The sequence below is a fragment of the Hymenobacter sp. J193 genome (assembly GCF_024700075.1).
In the GTDB taxonomy this organism is placed as follows: Bacteria; Bacteroidota; Bacteroidia; order Cytophagales; family Hymenobacteraceae; genus Hymenobacter.
Map to the genome: position 1 here is coordinate 2142635 of NZ_JAJONE010000001.1, position 18282 is coordinate 2160916.

The following is an 18282-nucleotide window of genomic DNA, read 5'->3' on the forward strand; positions in this document are numbered from 1 at the left end:
ACAACGGGTAACGGGCAACTGGCACCTGGCAACTGATTACGGGGCAGCCAGCAGCACGTAGCCATCTACCAGGTGCTCGCGGAAACCGTAGGGCTGCAGGAGACGGCGCAGAAATGCGTGTACCGGCTGGTTGCGGTACGCGGGGCCTACCACGAAAGCCGCCGGGTCGTAGGTTTTCAGAAATGCCTGCACCTGTGGGGCGGTGGGCGGTGCGGGCTGCACCGTGTCGGGTTTGGTTTGCTGATATAGGATGGCGCGCAGCACGGGCTCCTGCCTCATCGAGGCAAATAACTCGGGCCGCACCCGCGAGAGGTAGCCGATGGGCAGCTTTTTGCGGTGCAGCGTTTGGTAGAACATCTGCTCCGTCTCTAGGTGACCTACTTGGTGGTAGCCGTCGAGAATGCCCAGCGGAATCGGAATAAGCGAGGTGCCCGGCAGCTTGGCCACTTGCTGGTACACCGCCGGAATGCTGGCCTGCGACGCCCGCTGGTAGGGCTTGGGCCAGAACTCGATGCCCACCACGACCAGCAGCAACAAGCTGAGTGTGGTTTGCACCACGGGTCGCAGCCTCAGGTGCCAGGCCGCTTCCAGAGCACTGAGCGATACAATTGGCAACAGCAGGCCTATCATCATGCTCCAGCGGGTAGGGCAGCGGATGTTGTTGAAAAACGGAATAAAGTGCAGGAAAGCGGTGGGCAGGTTCAGCCGCTCGTGCCCGTAGATGCGCAGGGTTGGCACCGTAAACAGGAGGAAAACAATCAGCACCCAGGCCAGCGGCCGGCCTCCGGCCTCCTGAAACCGCCGCGACGCTGGCCGCTTCCCTGTCAGCCGCAAAGCCCACAGCCCGAGAGCCAGCAGCGGCAGCGCGTAGCCGATGAACACGGTATTTTCGAGGGAGCCGGGCATGTTGAACACCTTGGCATTAGTATACAGACGGGCGGCCCAGTCCCAGTATACGAATCGGCTGGTGGGCGGCGGCATCAGGTAGGACACCACGTCGCCACCCCACCAGAGGCCGCCGTTTTCGTTTATGCCTGCCAGGCGCAGCAGTCGGATGGCAATGTGGCTTACAACCAGAATGCCCGCCAGCCAGGCCCACGGCCGCCAGGTGCCCCACCGGATGCGCCCGATGCGCAGCCAGAACCACGCTACATAGAGCAGGGAGAAGTAAAGCAGGCCGAACAGCACGTAGTAGTCGCTCAGCAGGGTGAGCACGCCCAGCCCGAAACAGCCGGCCACGGCCATCCAGCTCCGCACCAGCGGCAGAAACCGGCCTTCCCGAAACTCGAAGGCCCGCAGAAACAGCAGGATGTAGAAGGGCACGGTGGCCGTGAGCACCAGGTTGTAGTGCTCGGGCAGGCGCTGGAGCTTGTAGGGTGAATAAGCGAAGATGAACCCCGCCAGCAGGCACAGCAGCGGGCTGCACACCCAGCCCCGCGCCAGCAGGTACGCACCCGTGCCCGATAAGGCATAGCTCAGCAGCAGCCCGGTGTTCACGGCCAGCATATCGTTGCCCAGCACCACGCTCAGGGCACCCAGGATAGGCGTATAGGCGTGCATCACCAGGCCGGATCCTTGCGGATACAGGATCCAGTTGGTAAAAAACGGGTTCTGGCCGCTCTGCACTGCTTCACGGAAGTGCCAGGCATTCCAGAAAAACTGGTAGGAGTCGTGCCGGGGCAAAGCCAGGAAGGAGGAAGTGAAATGCTGCGCCAGGGGCCAGGTAAATAGCACGAACAACAGGCCGTAGCCGGCCAGCAGGAGCGCCACGCGCAGCCATTTTTTCATTATAGCATCAATAAAGCACAGAGAGCAGCCTGCCTGCAGCTGCGCCCGGCAAAAGTAGCTATTCCCGTTAGCTGCCGTTACCTTGCTGGGGCTTTCTTTTACCCTTATGGTGCAGCTTCAGAATTACATTAATGGTCTGCTGGTACCCGCCATCAACGGCCAGTACCTGCCTAATATCGAGCCCGCCACCGGCCAGGTATTCAGCCAGATTCCGGCTTCTGATGCCCTGGACGTAGCCCAGGCCGTGCAGGCTGCCGAAGCGGCTTTGCCTGCCTGGCGGCGCCTGCCTGCCGAGGAGCGCGGCCGTTTGCTGGTGCGTATTGCCGAGCTGATCGAGCGCGACCTGGAGCCGCTGGCCCAGGCTGAAAGTCAGGACAACGGCAAGCCCGTGAGTCTGGCCCGCACCGTGGATATTCCGCGAGCGGCCAGCAACTTCGCGTTTTTCGGCACGGCGGCTCAGCATTTTGCCTCCGAAACCCACTTTCAGGAAGGCGTGGCTCTCAACTACACGGTGCGCCACCCGCTGGGGGTAGTGGCCTGCATTTCGCCCTGGAACCTGCCGCTTTATCTGTTCACCTGGAAGATTGCGCCGGCCCTGGCCGCTGGCTGCTGCGTAGTGGCCAAGCCGTCGGAAATTACGCCCTACACGGCTTTTCTGCTGAGTGAGCTGTGCCTGGAAGCCGGCTTGCCGGCCGGGGTGCTCAATATTGTGCACGGTACCGGGCCGGTAGTAGGCCAGGCTATGGTGGAGCATCCGAGCGTGAAGGCCATCAGCTTCACGGGCGGCACCAAAACCGGGGAGCATATTGCCCGTACCGCCGCGCCGATGTTCAAGAAACTTTCCCTGGAACTGGGCGGCAAAAACCCCAACCTCATCTTCGCCGACTGCGACTTGGCCGAGGCCGTGCGCACCAGTTTGCGCAGCTCTTTCGCCAACCAAGGACAGATCTGCCTGTGCGGCTCGCGCATCTTCGTTGAGCGCCCCATCTATGAGCAGTTCAGGCAGAAGTTTCTGGCTGGCGTGGCCGAGCTAACGGTGGGCGACCCGCAGGACCAAAGCAGCCGCCAGGGCGCGCTGGTGAGCGAGGCCCATTTGCAGAAAGTGCTCGGCTACATCGAGCTGGCGCACCAGGAAGGCGGTAAGCTGCTGGCCGGCGGGCAACGCGTGCAGGTGGCCGGCCGCTGCGCCGGGGGCTACTTCCTGCAGCCTACGGTGTTTGAAGGACTGGCGCCCGACTGCCGCGTGAATCGGGAGGAAATCTTTGGCCCGGTGGTCACGCTCACGCCTTTCGATACGGAAGAGCAGGTGCTGGCCTGGGCCAACGGCACCGAGTACGGCCTGGCCGCCACCATCTGGACGCGCGACCTGAACCGGGCCCACCGCGTGGCGCATGCCCTGCACAGCGGCATCGTATGGATAAACACCTGGCTGCACCGCGACCTGCGCACGCCCTTCGGCGGCATGAAGAACTCCGGCGTGGGCCGCGAAGGCGGCCTGGAAGCCCTGCGCTTCTTTACTGAGCCGCAAAGCATTACGGTGAAGCTGTAAAAGCCTGCTTACTGAGTCACCCGCAATTCCAGCACCCGGAACTCGCCAACGCGTCGGATTTTCCGACCCAGGTATGGGAAGGCAGCGGGGTTATTGATAACAGTAGAGTCGCTGGTGTAGAGGTAGCGGGCACCCTGCCGGATGCAGTCGGCCAGGTAGGTGCTGCCGGGCGCCGTTAGCTCGGCCGTTTCGCTGAAGCCGAAGCCTTTCTTGTGCAGGAAGTAGAAGTATTTGCAGCCCGATACATCGGGGCCTACCACGCACAGCGCAGCATCGGGCACGGCAGAGGACAAGGCGGCGCGGCTGGCAGGGTCAAACAGCTCGGCGGGCACTTCGCGGGCGCCTTTCATCCAGCGGGCCGGAATGATGCGGAAGGCGGCAATAACCGGCTGAGCCACCAGCAACACCGCCAGCAGCACTACGGCCCGGCGGCCGCGTTGGCTTAGCCAGGCAGCACCCAGTGCTACTGCCAAGGCCAGCAGCGGCAGGTAGGGCAGCATATAGTACTGGTGCACATCCATTTGTCGTAGCTCAATGAGGTGATAAGCCAGTAGCACCGCAGCCCAGGCCAGCAGCGGCCAAAACCACCAGCGCCGGGCGTAGTGGCCCCGCACCAGCGCTACTATTCCCAGCCCCAGCAGCACGGCGCCACTATAGCCTACCAGCAGCTCCGGCAAGTCCGAAATCAGGTTGTCGCGGAGGGTTTTGAGGCCGGCCCCCAGGCTTTCGGCCGGGCGCAGCTCCAGCCCAAAATCGGCCAGTCCCGACTCCTGAATCAGGCGCAGGGCATAGGCGTACCACAGCAGCGGCACGCCCACCGTCAGGGCCGCAAACAGCGCCAGCCACGCACTACGGCGTACCGTAAGGCGCCGCAGCCACAGGTCGCGCAGCACCAGCATCGCAATGGGCGCCCCAATGGCCAGGTACTGCAGCTTGGTGAGGCCCGCCAGCATGGTCAGCAGCAGGGCCGCGCCATAGGCTGTTGCGCCACCGCTGCCCCGGTACCAGCACAGAAAGAAATACAGCCCGCCCAGTGACGCCGACAGCGCCAGCACATCGGGCAGGGCATTGATGGAGTGGTAAAACAGCTCTGGGCTCCAGGCTAGCGCCCACGCGGCCACGGCTGCCAGCCCCGCCGAGCCGCTCAGCGCCCGCACCAACCCGAAGCAGGCCACTACGCCCGCCGCAAAAATCAGCCAGTTGATGAGCCGGGGCAGACTTTCGTGGAAGCCCAGGGCTTGGTAGGCGGCGGCTACCGTCCACTCGTAGGCCGGAAACTGCATGCCTGTCACGCCATCGGTGGTGCCGCGCCGGTCTACGCGGGGCCGCAGGATGTTCATGCTTTCCTCGGCGAAGTTGCGGGCCACGGCCATGGTATTGCATTGCCGCCAGCTGTGGTTGGCATTGGGCGGCAGCGCGAAAAACGGCAGGTGCAGCAGAAAATTCAGCCCCAGCAGCAGGGGCCAGAACCAGCGCGGCACGGGGCGGGCAGCCAGAAAGGATAACGACATAACGGACAAGCCCCACGCAAAAACGCCCGGCGGCAGCCAAAGGTAGCTACCGCCGGGCGTTATCAAGCCGGACCAGGACAGTTGCGCTCTACAGGTTCTGCAGCACGAAGTTGGTCATCTGCCGGTAGAGGTGCAGGCGCGTGTTGCCGCCCGAAATGCCGTGGCTGCGGTTGGGGTAATAGAGCGTCTGGAAGTCCTTGTTGGCTTTCACCAGCGCATCCACGAAGGCCGTGGAGTTCTGGAAGTGCACGTTGTCGTCGCCGGTGCCATGCACCAGCAGCAGCTTGCCGCGCAGCTTGTCGGCGTGCTGCACCGGGGAGTTGTCATCGTAGCCCTGGGGGTTGTCCTGCGGAGTTTTCAGAAACCGCTCGGTGTACACCGTGTCATAGTAGCGCCAGTTGGTGACGGGCGCCACCGAAATACCCATCTTGAAAATGTCGGCGTTTTTGGTGAGGGCCAGGGCCGTCATGTACCCGCCGAAGCTCCAGCCCCAGATGCCAATGCGGCTTTTATCCACGAAGGGCATTTGGGCCAGCATCCGGGCGGCGGCAGCCTGGTCCTCGGTTTCGAGCTTGCCCAGGTTGGCGTAGGTGCTTTTCTTGAAGGCCGCGCCCCGGGCCCCGGTGCCGCGGTTATCTACCGACACGATGATGTAGCCCTGCTGGGCCAGCAGCTGGTGCCAGAGGTAGTTGGTGAAGGCTATACCCCCACCCGCGTCGTCCTTCACCGTCTGGGAGCCGGGGCCGCCGTACACGTACATCAGCACGGGGTACTTTTTACTGGGGTCGAAGTTGGCGGGCTTAAGAACGGAAGCCAGCAGGGTCTGGTCGCCGTCTGGCCCGCCGTTCAGGCCGAGCTTTGTGAATTCCAGCTTGCTGAGGGTGTACTCGCTGAGCTTCTGGCGCAGCTTGGCGTTGTCTTCCAGCACTTTCACCAGCTTGCCGTCCTGACCCGTGCGCAAACTCACCACCTGCGGGTCGCCGGCTTCGGAGTGGTAGTTAAGGTAGTAGCGGCAGTCGGGGCTCAGGTTCACCACGTCAGTGCCCCGGGTGGCGTCGCTCAGCTTGATTTTCTCTTTACCCTTCAGGTTGATGCGAAACAGGTGGCGCTCCAGCGGCCGGTTCTGGCCCATGGCGCCGTTGGTTTGCGCGTAGGTGCCGTGCAGCAGCAGCGTGTTTTCGGTACTGGAGTAGTATACCAGTCCTTTCTGCTCGTCGAAGCCCTCAATGCCGGTAATTTCCCAGTTGCCTTTGGTGAGCTGGCGCACCAGCTTGCCTTGCATATCATACAGGTACAGGTGGCGGTAGCCATCCTTTTCGCTCGTGAACAGAAACTGTTTGCCGCCGGCCAAGTAGCGCAAATCGTCGGTCAGCTCCACGTAGGCCGGGTCGGTATCGGTGAGGACGACGCGGGTTTTGCCGGTGGCCGCGTCAGCGTGCAGCACTTCCAGTTTGTTCTGGAGGCGGTTGAGGCGCCGGATGCTGAGCAGGTTAGGCGTCGCCGTCCAGCTTACCCGCGGAATATACTGGTCGGTTTCGGTGCCCACGTCCAGCTTTGTGGTGCGGGCGGCGGCCACATCGTACACGGCGGCCGTCACCACGGAGTTTTTCTCGCCGGCCTTGGGGTATTTGAAGCGGTAGTCTTTCGGGTACAGCGGCCCCCACACCTGCATGTTGTACTCCGGCACCGGGCTTTCGTCGAAGCGCAGATAGGCCAGCTGCCGCGAGTCGGGCGACCAGCTAAAGGCCTGCGACATGTCGAATTCTTCCTCGTACACCCAGTCGGCCCCGCCATTGATAATGCGGTTTTCGGCTCCGTCCGTCGTCACGGCCGTTTCCTGCATGGTGGCCAGGTCCGTCACGTAGAGGTTGTTGGCGCGCACAAAGGCCACGCGCCGCCCATCCGGCGAAAACGTGGCGTACAGCTGCTTGCCCGGCGTCTGGCTCAAGGGTGTGAGCTTCTTGGTAGCGCGGTCGTACACGAAAAAGTACGACTTGCTGCTGCGCCGGTAAATCGGCTCGGTATCGGTGCTGAACAGGATTTTCTGCTCATCGGCGTTGAAGCTGTAGCCATCTACCGGCAGCGGCTGACTTTGGCCGGGCAGCTTCAGATCTTGTCCGGCCACCAGCGTCTGCACGGGCTGGCCGGTCGTCACGTCGTTCTGCACCAGGTTGCCCTGGCTGAGCGAGGAGTAGTAGCGGCCATCCTTCATCCAGTTGAAGCCCGGCACCGATTTGGCCGCGAAGGTGCCTTTCTGCCAGATGTCTTCGAGGGTAATGGCTTGTTTTTGCTGGGCTACGGCTGCAGGTATAAACCCGGGCAGCAGGGCCGGGCTGGCCGCGGAAAGCAGCAGAGCCAGGCCGAGAAAGCGAAAATTCATGCGGGGAGGTAAAATGTCGGTGGTATTTAGCCGTTAAAGGTAACGGGGCGCGGCGCAAAGTCCCGGGTTATGGAGGTACCGTTGCGCGGCCTCTGCAACTTTCCCGCCGCGTTTGCCATCTTCCTGCCACCTTTGCAGCTATATGCCACGTCGTTTGAGTTTGTATGGAGTGCTGCTGAGCACCGCCCTGGGCGCTTGCTCGGATTCGGATTCGGGTCCACGCCTTAACTTCATCGGGGCCACTGGCCTCACGTCCAACGACCGGGTGCTCACCACGCCCGGCGACTCCCTGGTAACGCGCGTTTTCGCCGACAACCGCGACGGCAAAGGCCCTGAACTGCGCCGCTTTCGCATTAAGGTAGATTACACTCCCCTAGCGACCAAGAAGGATACCCCCAACACGCCGGATCTGGTATACCTGGATCAGGCCATTACCGGCTCTACTTTCTACTATCTGCACCGGTTTAGTGCCCGCACGCAGTCGGGGCGGGAGCGGTGGACGTTTGAGGTGGAAGATGTCGAGGGCAACAAAGACAGCCGCCGCTACCTGCTCACGGTCAACAACTCCGACTCGGCCCGCACCTTCCACTCGTATCAGGTTCCGCTGTACGCAGCCCGCAGTGCCAGCAGCCGCAGTTCCCTGGCTGCCCGCGACGGGCTTGTGTTTCCGGCTTATCCGTTGCTAACTGACGCTACCCTACAAGCTTCCATCGATCTGGTGCTGATTCCGGCGGCGAATGGTACGGTAGCCCTAGCCGCGCCCAACGATGAGAATGTATCCGCTGCGGCCGAAGCTGTGGGAGCCAACGCCTGGACAACGCGCAACGCTACCAGCCTGAAGGTTACGGCTCTCACGCCAGCTCAGTTTGATGCCCTGAATACCAGCGCCCTCATAACCTCTTCCTTTGATGCATCGCCGGCTGCCGTGGTACCCAATACCGGGGTGCTGGCCAAAGACCGGGTTATAGCTTTCCGTACGGCTACGGGTCGCACCGGGGCGCTGCACGTGAAAGAGCTGTTTGGCACCACTGCCGCCCCGGCCGCCATTGTCCGTGTCAAGGTGAATCGGTAGTTGTTGCCAAGTCCATATCCATATACCAAAACAGGCCCGCCGGACGTCCGGCGGGCCTGTTTATTAAGATAGAAGACAGTTTGTGTTAAAACAGGAACCCGGCCGTAATGGAGGTAGTAAACCGGCTGTTTTTTAGGTTTACTATTGGGGTTAGACTATTGTCCTGAATACCATCAGCATTATAAAATCTATACGGGCTGTAATACTCCTCACCTGTATAATACACCCCGGCAGCATCCAGAAAGAAACTCTTTTGCCTTATTCCCAAGCCGCCTGTCACGTAGTTCCGGCTTCTTTCACCATTATTAAACCGGTTGGGGTCGCCATAATGTGCAAAACCTGCGCGCAGCCTAAAAATATCCAGCCGGGCCTCGCCACCGACACGTAGGTTTATCGCCTGCTTATAGTCCGCTCGTACAGCATCATTTGCCATTCCAAAGTCAGTAGCTTCATCGGTACCTTCATTGGCACTGGTGTTGCTAAGGCGCCCCTGCCCGTAGTTGACGTACTCTACGTCACCGCTCAGGAAACCAAACTTGCCAATAACAATCGTAGCCCCGCCCGAAGCTCGGAACGGCGAAACCAGCGCGTAATCGTATTCATCTTCCGAGCCTGCGCTGGCTTCGTTGTAGTCCTGCCCGTCTACGGTTACAGTCCGGTCAAACTTCACATCCATCGTGGAGGTGAAGTTTTCCGATAGCTGCATGTACGTAGGCGTCTGCACGGAAGCACCGATGCGCACGGCATCAACCGGCTGATAGATGGCCCCGAAACGAGCATTAATGCCCGTGCCTCGGACTTTCAGCGTCTCGCGGAAATCCACTGTACTGAAAGCCGTGCCGGGCTCGTTCGGGGTGGCGGGTGATGGGTCTGTGGCGTTAAAGGTTTTTGTGGAGTTGAAGCGCGTGCTAAGAATACCAATGGCGCCACCCAGGTACAGCTTGTCACGGTAGCTGGCTCCATAGCCAAAATCGAACTGAGTTTGGGAGCCCGTGTTGAGCACAGTTTCTGTCTGGGTCAGCGGACCAGCATTTTCAAAGTCCTGCGGCACAAATAACCCCTGTGCGTCTTCATTTGTCAGAAACGTCTGATAAGCCAGATCATCGAGCCCGGTTTCCTGCTGCGTGGTTGGGTTCCGGTTCAGGTACGAAAGTAAATCCTGATTAAGCGCTGGCTTATGCTGGTAGCGGAAGGCGGCGTTAAAATCATTTACCCGCGTGAGGCCAAATGCCAGGGTGCCACCCCGCCACGGGTTATCCTCCGAATCAGGGCGCCGGTTGGCAAATACCATTCCCAGGCTGGCTACGTGCAGGCTGTTGCGGTTGTTGGAGGAAGTAACGCCATCTATCCGGCTATCCGTGTTGCCCACGCCCAAGCCGGGAGTAAACGTGAATTCGGAACCCCGGTACAGGCCCAATCCAGCGGGGTTCGTGGAAAGGCTGCCTAAATCGGCGCCCAAAGACACGGTGGCGCCCCCAATGCCCAGGCTGCGGGCGGTGCCAGCAGGCTGCGTCTGGGAATAGCGCAGCACATCGGTTTCATTTTGGGCAAAGCTGTAGCTGGCAAGGCCCATCAGGGCCATGCTCAACCAATATTTTCGTTGTTTCATAGGAAGAGAGAAGGGAGAGTACGGGGTATGAGCCTGCTGAGCATCAACGTAGGGCTAGTTACGTCCCCGGCCCCGGCCACCACCGCCACTGTTGCTCGGAGCCGGTGAAGATGAGCGGGAAGGCGCACTGCTGGGCTCATAAGACCGCGTGGGCCGCTCGTACGAGCGGGAAGGCTGCTCAGAACGAGTGGGCTGCGTAGCCGGCGTTACGTCACGCTCCCGTTGGCGCCGGGGCTGGCTTTCCCCGGTTACATCACTCACGTCGAGTACCCGGCGCCGCGGACGCACATCAGGCTGCTGGGCAGGGGTTTGCTCCGTACGCACCACGGGCTCTGTAGCTGTTGAAGCTGGTACTGCCTCTGTGGCCCGGCCGCTGCTGCGCGTGTCAAGGGGCGTTTCAGCCACATTGCCCCGGGTTGAAGTCGTCATACGGCCTCGGGGGTCAGCAGTGCCTTCGGTGGCGCGGCCCCGGCCCGAGGCTGGTTGGGTGGTGTTATCACCAGCAACTATGCCGCCCGTAGCCGGAGGCGTGGTGGGCTGGTTGCCACGTCCACCCCCGGGGGTAGAGGTACGGCCGCCATTGAACCGCTCCCGGGTAATGCCCGTGCCAGCCGTTACACCAGAGCTCCGGTCCCGGCGCGGGCCGTAATTCACATTGCGGCGCGTGCCACCGCCCCAGTTGCCACCACTGTAGTAGGGGCTGTCATAATATCCGTTATAGTAGCCATTGTAATAGCCAGTGCGGTAGCCCCAGCCGTAGCCGCCCCAGCCCCCATAGGAGCGGTAAGGCCAGCCGTAACCGATGTTGATGCTGACGTAGGGGCTATAGCCGTAATAGCCATATGAAGGGCCCCAGGGCGAGTAAGCGTAGGGGTTATAGCCCCACGGGTCCCAGGAGTTGGTGTAAGCGTAGGAATAGTAGCTGGGCGCGAAGCTCCAGTAGCTGGGCTGATGAAAACGGCGAATGCGTGCGGCATAGTCGTAATCGTAGTCATCATAGTAGGCGTCGTCGGTATAGACGGTGGTGCCCCCGGAAGAGTAGCCGCCGTCCTGGCTATACTGCGCGTCCGACGAGGAGCTAGGCACGGTAGTAGCCGACTGTTGGTCCGTTACCTCCGGCTGCCGGTTCTGCATCACGGCTGCATAGGCCGGGTTTTCCGTGGTGCGGTCCTTGGAAGAATAGTATACGCCGTCGGTTTCCGTGGAAGTGACGGCCGGGATGCTGGCGCAGCCACCCAGCGTAAGCAGGGCCACGGCCGACAAGCAGGAAGTTAAGTACGTTTTCATAGTCTGCCTACGCGAAAAGTGAGTGGGTCAAGGAGAAGATGCCAGCCGGAAAGTAACCGTTGCATGGGCAGACTGGCCAACCGCACATTGCTCCGGTATAATAACGTAATTTCGCCCCGAAACGGTGCCCTTTTCTCTTCTCAAATCTTGTACCAGATATGGGAACTTTTTCACTCTACCCAAAGATACGCCCAACATGAGCAAAAGCCTGCCGAAGCGGAGCGAAGATTACTCGCTATGGTACAATGAATTGGTGAAGCGCGCCGGGCTGGCCGAAAACTCGGCCGTGCGCGGCTGTATGGTGATTAAGCCCTACGGCTACGCCATCTGGGAAAAAATGCAGCGCACTCTGGACGATATGTTCAAGCGCACCGGCCATCAGAACGCCTATTTCCCGCTGTTCGTGCCCAAAAGCCTGTTTGAGGCCGAGGAAAAAAACGCCGAAGGCTTTGCCAAGGAATGCGCTGTAGTAACGCACTACCGCCTGCAGACTGACCCCGACCGGCCCGGCAAGCTGCGCGTGGACCCCAACGCCAAGCTGGAAGAGGAACTAGTAGTGCGCCCCACTTCCGAGGCCATTATCTGGAGCACCTATAAAGGCTGGATCCAGAGCTACCGCGACCTGCCCCTGCTCATCAACCAGTGGGCCAATGTGGTGCGCTGGGAAATGCGCACCCGCCTGTTTCTGCGCACCGCCGAGTTCCTGTGGCAGGAAGGCCACACGGCCCACGCTACCGCCGAAGAAGCCCTGGCCGAAACCCGCCAGATGCTGGACGTGTACGCTGAGTTTGCCGAAGAGCACCTGGCCCTGCCCGTGGTGAAAGGCGTGAAAACCGAGAACGAGCGGTTTGCCGGTGCCGTGGAAACCTACTGCATTGAGGGAATGATGCAGGATGGTAAGGCACTGCAGGCGGGCACCAGCCACTTTCTGGGGCAGAACTTTGCCAAGGCGTTTGACGTGCAGTTTCAAACCAAGGAAGGCAGCCTGGAGCACGTATGGGGCACCAGCTGGGGCGTGAGTACCCGCCTGATGGGTGCCCTCGTCATGGCTCACTCCGACGACGAAGGCCTGGTGCTGCCGCCCAAGCTGGCGCCTATTCAGGTCGTCATCGTGCCCATTTATAAAACCGGCCAACTCGACGAGTTGCTGGAGCGCATCCGCCCTATTCAGATGGGCCTGATTGCCCGCGGTATTTCGGTGAAGATTGATGACCGCGACACGGAGCGCCCCGGCTATAAGTTTGCCGAGTGGGAGCTGAAGGGCGTGCCCGTACGCCTGGCCGTGGGTATGCGCGACCTGGACGCGGGCACCGTGGAAGTGGCCCGCCGCGACACCAAGGAGAAAATGAACCTGCCGCTCACGGATATCGTGGCCAGCATCGACCAGCTGCTGCAGGATATTCAGGCCAACATCTACCGCCGGGCCCTGGAGTTCCGCAACACGCACACTACCCGCGTGGAAAGCTACGAGGAATTCAAGCAGGTGCTCGATGGCAAAGGCGGCTTCGTGGTAGCGCACTACGACGGGACTTCCGAAACCGAGGAGCGCATCAAGGAAGAAACCAAGGCCACCATCCGCTGCCTAGCCCTGAACGAGCCCGACGAAGACGGCATCTGCATCCTGACAGGCAAGCCCAGCGTGCGGCGCGCCTACTTTGCCCGGGCGTACTAAACCACGGATTCCGCGGATTTTGTGGACGGCTCCTCTGTCAAACAAACGGCACTGCTTTCTTCAGAAAGCAGTGCCGTTTAGCGTTAGGCGTAGTTGAAAAGAAAGGTCGTAGCCTCAAACTACCAGGCGCGGAGCCGTTTCCTGTTGCGCAGTGTATTGCTGCAGTACGCGCTGGGCCTGTTGCACGTGGCGCTGCTGGTGGGCTACCACAAACAGCAGCGCCTCGCCTACCCGCAGCTTCAGCACACAAAAAAACTCCACGGGCACGGCCTTGCGGTTCAGGTCGGTCGTTTCGGCTTGGCGCAGTAGTTCCAGCAGGGTTTCCTGGTGCTGCCGAAACTCCTTCAGTACGTCCCGGCTCAGGGCGCTCTGGCTGGGGTTCATGTGCCTGAGGGTTTTCTGCAGCTTGCGGTTCTCAGGCCGCACCGTTTCGTACGACTTACGCCCGAGCCAGCTGAAGCCTACCTCCGCATCAGTGCCTGCTTTGTGCCCGGCTGCCAGGGCTTTGCGCAGCGCCGGGTTATAGAAGCGGCTGTAGCGGTTCAGGTGCTCCAGGCATTCCAGCACGCTCCAGCTGGTAGCACTGGGCTTGAACTGTAGCGCCTGCCCGTTGCGGGGCTCCAGTTCGGTGCTGAGGACGGCAAGCAGCTCGTGCACCTGGTTGTGGAGCTGCTGCAGGAAGGGTTGGGTTTTCATAGCCAGAAAGGACGTGAGCTGAAAAAGTTGAACCCGTCAAAAGTCCGGCTTGCCCGGCTGCAAAATCTTGATTTCGCGCAAGATTTTAGCGCAGGCGGCTCAGGGTTTCGGGCGTCATGCGCAGGTAGGAGGCAATGTACTTGCGCGGCACCAGCTGAAACAGGTGCGGGCTGCGGGCCCGCAGCCGGTCGAGGCGGCGCTGGGGCTCGGGCAGCAGCAAGTCTATTTCCCGCTCGATGCGCCCTACCACGGCCCGCTCCATTTCGGCCCGCCAGAACCGCCCGATATTGGGCCGGCGTTCCACCAGCTCCAGCAAATCGGCGCGGGTAATGGCCAGCAGGCGGCTGGCTTTCAGCGTTTGAATGCTGTAGGAAGATGGGCGCCCTTCCACAAACGACGGGAATGAGCAGATAAGCGTGCTGGCGTAGCCGAAGCCCACGCAGATTTCCTCGTGCTGGGTAGGCAGAAAAATGCGCAGCACGCCTTCGTCTATAAAATACAGGTAGTGGTCGGTTTGGCCGGGCTGGATGAGGAAGTCGCCGCGGCGGAGGTGCACCGGGCGCTGCCACCGACCCACGAGGGCATCAACGTCGGCGGCCGTTAGTCCCGGCACCTGGTGCAGCAGCTGGCGCAGGCGCTGCGGGCTGGTCAATTCGGTGGAACGGAAAGCTGGCTCAGCCATCAGGGAAATACGTTAGGCGGCCACTGCGGCGACTCACCGGCAAATTACGGCAGCCGCCCCATTTTGCGCAGCTATTCTGCGTATCTTCCCTGCTCTCAGCTCTTACTTTCCCATTGCTTATGGACTGGCTTACCATTGCGTTGCTTTTGCTGTTCGGCTTGCTGTTTGTGGCCGCCGAAGTTATTTTTATTCCGGGCACTACCATCGTCGGCCTCGTGGGGCTGGGGCTGCTGATTGCGGGCATCTGGCTAGGCTACCGCGACCTGGGCACCCCACTGGGCCACTACATGCTGCTGGGCTCGGCCGTGGTAGTGGGCGTGCTGGTGTACGTGGGGCTGCGGCCGCGCAACCTCAATAAGATGGCCCTCACCAGCGTCAACAATACCAGCGTGCACGATATCCGCCGCCCCGACGTACCGGCCGGCACGGTGGGCCGTACGCTGTCGGCGCTTCGGCCGGCCGGCACTGCGCTGTTTGCCGAAGCAAGGCGCGAGGTGGTAACGCGCGGCGAATTTCTGGCCGCCGGCACGCCTGTTCGGGTGCTGGGCATCGAGCAGAACCGCATTGTAGTAGAGCAGGCCTGAGCAGCACGGCCGCAGTTGTCCTTTTTAGTTGTTAGTTGCCGACGGGCGCCTGCTGGCATCTGAAAATCACCACCTTATTTTCTTCTTCATGGAGTTTCCCTTTTTTCCGCTGGCGGTGGGTGCCGTGGCCCTGCTGGTGCTGCTGTATTTCTTCCCCATCAGCCTCTGGATTACGGCGCTGTTTTCGGGCGTACGCGTGAGCTTGTTCCAACTGGCCTTTATGCGGGTGCGCAAGGTACCGCCGTCCCTTATTGTCAACTCCATGATTACTAGCACAAAAGCCGGGCTGGAGCTCACGGCCAACGACCTGGAAACGCACTACCTGGCCGGGGGCAATATTCCCAGCGTCATTAAAGCGCTGATTTCGGCCGACAAAGCCAACATCCCGCTCACTTTCAAGCAAGCCACCGCCATCGACCTGGCGGGCCGCGACGTATTCGAGGCCGTCACGACGTCCGTTAACCCGAAGGTTATCAACACACCCAACGTGGCGGCCGTGGCGCAGGATGGCATTCAGCTGATTGCCAAAGCCCGCATTACGGTGCGCGCCAATATCACGCAGCTGGTAGGCGGTGCCGGCGAAGAAACGATTCTGGCCCGCGTGGGTGAAGGTATCGTGACGAGTATCGGTTCGTCGAAGTCGCACAAGGAGGTGCTCGAAAACCCCGATAAGATTTCCAAGCTGGTGCTCAGCAAGGGCCTTGATGCCGGTACGGCCTTCGAAATTCTGTCCATCGACATTGCCGACATCGATATAGGAGAAAACATCGGGGCCAAGCTGCAGATCGACCAAGCCACCGCCGACCTGAAAGTGGCCGAAGCCAAAGCCGAGGAGCGCCGTGCTATGGCCGTAGCCGTGGAGCAGGAAAACCGCGCCAAAACCCAGGAAGCCAAGGCTCTGGTAGTGCAGGCCGAAGCCGAGATTCCGCGCGCTATTGCCGAAGCCTTCCGCAGCGGCAACTTAGGCGTAATGGACTACTATAAAATGCGCAACGTACAGGCTGACACCGACATGCGCGACTCCATTGCCAACCCCGGCGGTCAGAGCGGCAGCACCAAGCCCGGCCGCGACGAGCAGCGGCTCAGCTAAGGGCGAGGTGGTGAAATAATGAAATGGTGAGCCTATAAACGTGTCATTGCGAGCGTAGCGAAGCCATCCGTCCTGCACAACGTACCCGGCCCCGAAATGTGAAAAGCCCCTGACGTATGCATACGTCAGGGGCTTTCTGGTAGAAGAACGGGAAGCACGTTTCAGAGGACGGATTGCTTCGCTACGCTCGCAATGACTGCTAGGGCATTAGCACATCAGCACATTCAACTCACATTAGCACATTAGAAACCCTACTTCTTCGTCACGGTGAACTCCACACGGCGGTTGAGCTTGCGGGATTCCTCCTGCTCGTTGCTGGCAATGGGCTGCGTATCACCGTAGCCCTGCGCCGTGATGCGGGAGCCGTTGATACCTTTGGATATCAGGTATTTCCGCACTTCGTTTACGCGGTCCAGGCTGAGCTTGAGGTTCAACGCCGGGTCGCCCTGGTTGTCGGTGTGGCCTTCCAGCTTAATTTCTACCGTTGGGTACGCCTTCAGAATTTTGATCAGGCGCTGCAGCTCGGGGTAGGAATTTTCGCGCAGGTAGTACTTGCTTTGCGCAAAGAAGATGTTGTTCAGCTTGATTTTCTGACCAACGGCGAAGGGCACCAGAAACAGATCCTGCGTGACTTCGGAGTACTTCTCGCGGTCCGTCACGTCCAGGTTGGCGCTTTCGGAGAGGTAGTCGCGGGCCTCGGCGCGGTACCCATACTGCACGCCCGAGGGCAGCACAATGGTGTAGGAGCCGTCTACGGGGTTGGTTTCCGTCACGCCCAGTTCTTCGCCCGTCAGCAGGTTTTCGTAGTGAATGACAGAGGAAATCGGCTTCTGAGTGGCGGCATCCAGCACCTTGCCGCGCACCAGCGTCACGGCTTCAGGCTTGAACTGCGGGGTAAGGCCAATGCTGAAAATGTCGCGCGACCCGTCAATGCCATTGCGCGACGACACCAGAAATGCCTCGTCGCCGGCCGCCGACAGCGTAAAGTAGCCGTCGAAGTCCGAGGAATTGATGCTGGGGCCCATGTTGCGCGGGGTGCTCCAGTTGGTCCAGGAGTTGTCGAGGCGCTTGCTGTAGAAAATGTCGCTCTTGCCGTAGCCGCCCCGGCCTTCGGAGGCGAAATACAAGGTTTTGCCGTCGGCGGCCAGGAAGGGCGCAAACTCAGCTTTCTTGGTATTGATGGTGGGGCCTACGTTCAGCGGGCGGGTCCAGGACTTGCCATCTGCCTTTAGAAAGCTCACGTAGATATCCTGCTCACCCTGCCCATCCTTGCGGTCTACGGCCATTAGCAGCACCTTGCCCGAGGTACCCAGGTAATAGTCTACGTGCTCATTGTCATCGTTGTAAAAATCTTCGATGTCAATTTTTTCGGGCTTGGTCCAGCCGGTTTTCGTGCGCTTGGTCAGGCTGGCGCCCTTGGGATTCAGCGTGCCGTCGGGGTTGTACACGTTAATGAGCAGGGCCACGTTGCCGTCTGATGACACCGAGGCTAGCCCGTTGGGGCCGGTAGTATTGATGGGGCTGCTGATGTTCTTGGCTTCGCTCCAGATTTTCTTATCCCCGGTGGTTTTAGTGAGCGTGCTATACCATACATCCTGGGCATCGTTGCTGCCGCCGGTGTTCTGGGGGTGGTCCTGGCGGGCAAAGAACAGCGTGCGGCCATCGGGCGAAATCACCGGGTGCGTATCCACGTACTTGGAGTTCACCTTGGGCCCCAAGCTCACCATGCTGGAGTCGATGCCCACGGCCTTGGGGTCCTGCTTGAACTCCTGCTTCACCATCAGCTCGGCCACGTCGGCAATGCCGATGGCGTCAATCTGGTTTACTCCGTTCACAGCCTTGGTGTTCATCGTCACGCCTACCCCAATCGTGCGGTAGTTGCTGGGCGCAAACGTAACGGTAAGCGTACGGAAGGCTTCCGGGATGGGGCCGGGGTTGCGGTTTTCGTACACCTGGTGCTTGCCGCCGCGGGTATCAATCAGCTCGATCTTGATGACGGAGCCAGGGTTGAAGTTTTCAATAACCGTCACCTGTCTGGCTATCAGGGAGCGGCCGAACTTCACTTCAATGTACTCCGCCGAGCCTTCTTTCTTTGGAATCCAGGCTTCGTTGCTGATTTGGCCTAGGGGCAGGGCATCTGGCTCACCCAGCACCTTTTCCGGCGAAAATGCTTCTTTGCCCTCAGCTTTCTGCGAAGATACGTCCACAATTTTGTTGGCCCACACGGCATGCTGGGCCTGCACCGAAGCCGTGCCTACAGCCCACGCCGCTATAAAAGCCAAAGAGTATTTCAGATGCCGCATACACGGAACAGAAAAAGGTAAGGCCAAGGACGAAATTTTTCGCTTGGCAAGATAAAGCA

13 protein-coding genes are annotated in these 18282 nt (G+C 60.4%); 5 read left to right on the plus strand and 8 right to left on the minus strand.

Annotated features, from left to right (window positions below; translation table 11 throughout):
- Positions 1–36: 36 nt before the first annotated feature.
- Positions 37–1788, minus strand: a complete 1752-nt coding sequence (locus LRS06_RS09300; protein WP_257871243.1) for a hypothetical protein — start codon at positions 1786–1788, stop codon at positions 37–39.
- Between the two features lie 106 nt (positions 1789–1894).
- On the opposite strand from LRS06_RS09300, the gene LRS06_RS09305 reads away from it, so the two are divergent.
- Complete coding sequence (locus tag LRS06_RS09305) at positions 1895–3337, plus strand: aldehyde dehydrogenase (RefSeq protein WP_257871244.1); 1443 nt, start codon at positions 1895–1897, stop codon at positions 3335–3337.
- A gap of 8 nt (positions 3338–3345) precedes the next feature.
- On the opposite strand, the gene LRS06_RS09310 is transcribed toward LRS06_RS09305, so the two are convergent.
- Both LRS06_RS09310 and LRS06_RS09315 read right to left on the minus strand, forming a co-directional pair.
- The gene (locus LRS06_RS09310) at positions 3346–4848 is read right to left on the minus strand and encodes a glycosyltransferase family 39 protein (protein ID WP_257871245.1); all 1503 of its coding nucleotides are present in this window, start codon (positions 4846–4848) and stop codon (positions 3346–3348) included.
- 88 nt (positions 4849–4936) lie between these two features.
- On the minus strand, positions 4937–7228 hold the full coding sequence (locus LRS06_RS09315; RefSeq protein WP_257871246.1) for a S9 family peptidase: 2292 nt from the start codon (positions 7226–7228) through the stop codon (positions 4937–4939).
- 142 nt (positions 7229–7370) lie between these two features.
- Here LRS06_RS09315 and LRS06_RS09320 point away from each other — a divergent pair, with 142 nt between their 5' ends.
- Complete coding sequence (locus LRS06_RS09320; protein WP_257871247.1) at positions 7371–8300, plus strand: hypothetical protein; 930 nt, start codon at positions 7371–7373, stop codon at positions 8298–8300.
- Positions 8301–8385: 85 nt separating this feature from the next.
- On the opposite strand, the gene LRS06_RS09325 is transcribed toward LRS06_RS09320, so the two are convergent.
- Together LRS06_RS09325 and LRS06_RS09330 are read right to left on the minus strand one after the other, a co-directional pair.
- Positions 8386–9909: an OmpP1/FadL family transporter gene (locus LRS06_RS09325; protein ID WP_257871248.1), complete on the minus strand. Its 1524-nt coding sequence runs from the start codon at positions 9907–9909 to the stop codon at positions 8386–8388.
- Positions 9910–9963: 54 nt separating this feature from the next.
- Entirely contained in the window at positions 9964–11196 is a 1233-nt protein-coding gene (locus tag LRS06_RS09330) for a hypothetical protein (RefSeq protein WP_257871249.1), read from the minus strand.
- A 196-nt stretch (positions 11197–11392) separates the two neighbouring features.
- Between LRS06_RS09330 and proS the strand changes: the two genes are divergently transcribed.
- Complete coding sequence (proS, locus tag LRS06_RS09335) at positions 11393–12868, plus strand: proline--tRNA ligase (RefSeq protein ID WP_196955449.1); 1476 nt, start codon at positions 11393–11395, stop codon at positions 12866–12868.
- A gap of 114 nt (positions 12869–12982) precedes the next feature.
- On the opposite strand, the gene LRS06_RS09340 is transcribed toward proS, so the two are convergent.
- Complete coding sequence (locus LRS06_RS09340) at positions 12983–13564, minus strand: DinB family protein (RefSeq protein ID WP_257871250.1); 582 nt, start codon at positions 13562–13564, stop codon at positions 12983–12985.
- Between the two features lie 85 nt (positions 13565–13649).
- On the minus strand, positions 13650–14246 hold the full coding sequence (locus tag LRS06_RS09345; RefSeq protein WP_257871251.1) for a Crp/Fnr family transcriptional regulator: 597 nt from the start codon (positions 14244–14246) through the stop codon (positions 13650–13652).
- Between the two features lie 119 nt (positions 14247–14365).
- On the opposite strand from LRS06_RS09345, the gene LRS06_RS09350 reads away from it, so the two are divergent.
- Positions 14366–14830, plus strand: coding sequence for an NfeD family protein (locus LRS06_RS09350; protein ID WP_257871252.1), 465 nt, complete (start codon positions 14366–14368; stop codon positions 14828–14830).
- An 88-nt stretch (positions 14831–14918) separates the two neighbouring features.
- Positions 14919–15920 (plus strand): flotillin-like protein FloA, encoded by a 1002-nt coding sequence (gene floA / locus LRS06_RS09355; protein ID WP_196955453.1) that lies wholly within the window; start codon positions 14919–14921, stop codon positions 15918–15920.
- Between the two features lie 251 nt (positions 15921–16171).
- Here the strand turns inward: floA and LRS06_RS09360 are convergent, their stop codons facing one another.
- The gene (locus LRS06_RS09360; protein ID WP_257871253.1) at positions 16172–18223 is read right to left on the minus strand and encodes an OmpA family protein; all 2052 of its coding nucleotides are present in this window, start codon (positions 18221–18223) and stop codon (positions 16172–16174) included.
- Positions 18224–18282 lie beyond the last annotated feature (59 nt).

Coding starts and splice junctions, on each gene's coding strand:
- proS (WP_196955449.1), top strand. CDS start 11,393: ATGAGCAAAAGCCTGCCGAAGCGGAGCGAAGATTACTCGCTATGGTAC.
- LRS06_RS09320 (WP_257871247.1), top strand. CDS start 7,371: ATGCCACGTCGTTTGAGTTTGTATGGAGTGCTGCTGAGCACCGCCCTG.
- LRS06_RS09305 (WP_257871244.1), top strand. CDS start 1,895: ATGGTGCAGCTTCAGAATTACATTAATGGTCTGCTGGTACCCGCCATC.
- LRS06_RS09315 (WP_257871246.1), bottom strand. CDS start 7,228: ATGAATTTTCGCTTTCTCGGCCTGGCTCTGCTGCTTTCCGCGGCCAGC.
- floA (WP_196955453.1), top strand. CDS start 14,919: ATGGAGTTTCCCTTTTTTCCGCTGGCGGTGGGTGCCGTGGCCCTGCTG.
- LRS06_RS09330 (WP_257871249.1), bottom strand. CDS start 11,196: ATGAAAACGTACTTAACTTCCTGCTTGTCGGCCGTGGCCCTGCTTACG.
- LRS06_RS09360 (WP_257871253.1), bottom strand. CDS start 18,223: ATGCGGCATCTGAAATACTCTTTGGCTTTTATAGCGGCGTGGGCTGTA.
- LRS06_RS09325 (WP_257871248.1), bottom strand. CDS start 9,909: ATGAAACAACGAAAATATTGGTTGAGCATGGCCCTGATGGGCCTTGCC.
- LRS06_RS09350 (WP_257871252.1), top strand. CDS start 14,366: ATGGACTGGCTTACCATTGCGTTGCTTTTGCTGTTCGGCTTGCTGTTT.
- LRS06_RS09310 (WP_257871245.1), bottom strand. CDS start 4,848: ATGTCGTTATCCTTTCTGGCTGCCCGCCCCGTGCCGCGCTGGTTCTGG.
- LRS06_RS09340 (WP_257871250.1), bottom strand. CDS start 13,564: ATGAAAACCCAACCCTTCCTGCAGCAGCTCCACAACCAGGTGCACGAG.
- LRS06_RS09345 (WP_257871251.1), bottom strand. CDS start 14,246: ATGGCTGAGCCAGCTTTCCGTTCCACCGAATTGACCAGCCCGCAGCGC.
- LRS06_RS09300 (WP_257871243.1), bottom strand. CDS start 1,788: ATGAAAAAATGGCTGCGCGTGGCGCTCCTGCTGGCCGGCTACGGCCTG.